A 2502-nucleotide genomic window follows, 5' to 3' on the forward strand; every position below is an offset into this window, starting at 1 on the left:
GAAACTGGTCACCGGCATGATGCCCGGCAGGATCGGGACCGTTATGCCCGCGGCCAGGACTTTGTCGAGGAACCGGAAGTACGCGTCGGTCGAAAAGAAGAACTGGGTGATCGCCCGGCTGGCGCCTGCATCGATCTTGCGCTTGAGGTTGTCGAGGTCGGCCTGAGTGCTCAGCGCTTCGGGATGGACCTCAGGATAAGCGGCGACCGAAATATCGAAGTCATGCCGCGCCTTCAGCCCCGCCACGAGTTCGGCGGCGCTGCCGTAGCCTTCGGGATGGGCGACGAACCTGCCGCTTTGCGCGGGGGGATCGCCGCGCAGGGCCACGATATGGCGCACGCCGGCTTCCCAATACTGATCCGCGATTTCGGCGATCTCATCCTTACTGGCGCCTACGCACGTCAGATGCGCGGCGGGAACGAGATCGGTTTCCCGCACGAGGCGGGCCACGGTCGCGTGCGTGCGCTCGCGCGTCGATCCGCCCGCGCCGTAAGTCACGGAAACGAAGCTGGGCGCAAGCGGTGCAAGCTCGGTTATTGCACTCCACAATTGTTCCTCCATCTTCTCCGTTTTGGGCGGGAAGAACTCGAAGGAGACGGAAATGTCGCCCGGTAACCCCGCGAAAAGGGGCAGTCCTGTCGATCGTAGGGCGGCGGTCATGCTGGATGGGTCTTTCGTATGGGAAGGTCTGGGCGAATGTGATCCGGCGCCGTGGCGGAATTGCGTTGCGCCGTCCAGATTTTCACCGTGAGCGGATCGCCCGGCAGCGCGACCGGGGTTTCCGGAGCAAGGCCGGCATCGCGGAGCAGGACGAGCATTTGCTCGTCCGAGAAGCCAAGGCGGGCATGAGCGTGGCGCTCGCGCAGTTCCTCGCGATCGTGTGCGGCAAGGTCCACCACGGCGATGCGGCCGGCGGGACGCAGCACACGGGCGGCCTCCGCAAGCACCGCGCCGGGATCCTGCGCATAGTGAAGAACCTGGTGAAACAGCACCGTGTCGAACATGCTGTCCGCAAAGGGCAGGGCCATGAAGTCCCCCTGCACCAGGCTGACCTTGTCTGCCGGCAGCGACTGCAATCGCGCGCGGGCAATGCGCAGCATTTCCGGGCTCTTGTCCAGCGCCGTCACCCGTTCCGCGCGGCTGGCCAGAAGTTCCGCCATGCGCCCGGTCCCGGTGCCGACATCGAGCAGCGCGCCCGCGCCGTGGCCGTCAAGCGCTTGCAGCAGCGCCGCCTCAACCGGTTCGTCGGCGCCGTGCAGCAGGCGCAGGGTGTCCCATTCCGCCGCATGACGAGCGAAGTAAGCCTGGGCACTCGCTTCGCGCCCGGCGCGAATCGCGGCCAGATGGCGACGATCCTCGGCACAGCGCGCGGCGAAAGTGCCATCCTCTTGTTCCGCGACGGCCAGCAGCCGTGCGGCGGCGGCCCCTAGCGGAGGATTCCCGCGCTCATTCACCGCGCTTCTTAAGAACACCCAGCTACCCTCCTTGCGTCGTTCTGCAAGCCCGGCGTCGCAAAGGATGCGGATGTGTCTGGAGACCCTGGGCTGGCTTTGGCCAAGCACTTGCGCAAGCTCTCCCACGGCCAGTTCCATGTGTGCGAGAAGGCGCATGATGCGCAGTCGCGTCGGCTCTGAAAGGGCCCGAAGAAGGGGGTCAATTCGCATGCCAGATCATATAAAGATATCTTTATATCTGCGCAAGCCCTAGGAAATCAGCGGGTTTAACCACCTCCACTTCCTATTTGCGTTGCACCATTGTCTCGGTTAAAGAGTGGCGCTGCAGGCTTGCCTGCAAGCGTTGGCCTATGGGCCAAACAATGCAAGGGGATTCGCATGAAGAAGATTGCTCTCGCCGCGTTCGCGTCGGCTGCTGCTCTGTCGCTCGCCGCTTGCGGCGGTACTCCGACTGAGACTGCTACCGAGTCTGTCGAAACCGCTCCGGAAGAGATGATGACCGGTGATGCCACCGACGTGCCGACCGAGGCTCCGTCGCAGGCGATGTAATCCGGCCAAGGGGGCCGGTGCATGCCGCACCGGCACGTCGGCCCCCGTCGCTTTCCGTTCCGCGGTTGCGTGGAGCAAAACGGAAAGTCCGCCTCCGGGCGGACGAAAGCCCTCCCAAGCGGGAGGGTTTTTTGTATTCACCGTTCTTTCGCTTCCTTCTGGAGGGAACGGGCGGCGCCCGACCGGCCCAGCCGATGCCCAAGTGGCGCAATTCCGGCTTTGGGCTCCAAGCATTGCGGATTTCCGAGCCGGACTTTTCATTTACGCTATCCGACCGGCGTGGAAAACGAGCCGCCCGTTCCGCTCACATATTGAGGGTCAGGGGCTGCCCTGCTGCCCGGCGGTATTCACACATCTGCAAGAGACCCGTTGACTAAACGGCGAAAGTCATGGCAAGCGCCTACTACGGCTCACGCCTCAGGTGGGCGGGTATAGCTTAGTGGTAAAGCCCCAGCCTTCCAAGCTGGTTATGCGGGTTCGATTCCCGCTACCCGCTCCA

The 2502-nt window shown here is 63.8% G+C and carries 3 protein-coding genes and 1 tRNA gene; 2 read left to right on the forward strand and 2 right to left on the reverse strand.

The window, feature by feature from the left end; all coding sequences use genetic code 11:
• The coding region (locus V7D69_RS15800; RefSeq protein ID WP_333606309.1) for a methylenetetrahydrofolate reductase at positions 1–660 on the reverse strand (660 nt) is incomplete at its 3' end.
• The gene (locus V7D69_RS15805) at positions 657–1664 is read right to left on the reverse strand and encodes an ArsR/SmtB family transcription factor (RefSeq protein ID WP_333606310.1); all 1008 of its coding nucleotides are present in this window, start codon (positions 1662–1664) and stop codon (positions 657–659) included. The genes V7D69_RS15800 and V7D69_RS15805, both read right to left, overlap by 4 nt.
• Positions 1665–1832: 168 nt before the next feature.
• Here V7D69_RS15805 and V7D69_RS15810 point away from each other — a divergent pair, with 168 nt between their 5' ends.
• Both V7D69_RS15810 and V7D69_RS15815 read left to right on the forward strand, forming a co-directional pair.
• The gene (locus V7D69_RS15810) at positions 1833–2003 is read left to right on the forward strand and encodes a hypothetical protein (protein WP_324061420.1); all 171 of its coding nucleotides are present in this window, start codon (positions 1833–1835) and stop codon (positions 2001–2003) included.
• Between the two features lie 425 nt (positions 2004–2428).
• Positions 2429–2502 (forward strand) — tRNA-Gly (locus tag V7D69_RS15815).

The organism is Novosphingobium sp., assembly GCF_036733805.1.
Classification (GTDB): domain Bacteria; phylum Pseudomonadota; class Alphaproteobacteria; order Sphingomonadales; family Sphingomonadaceae; genus Novosphingobium.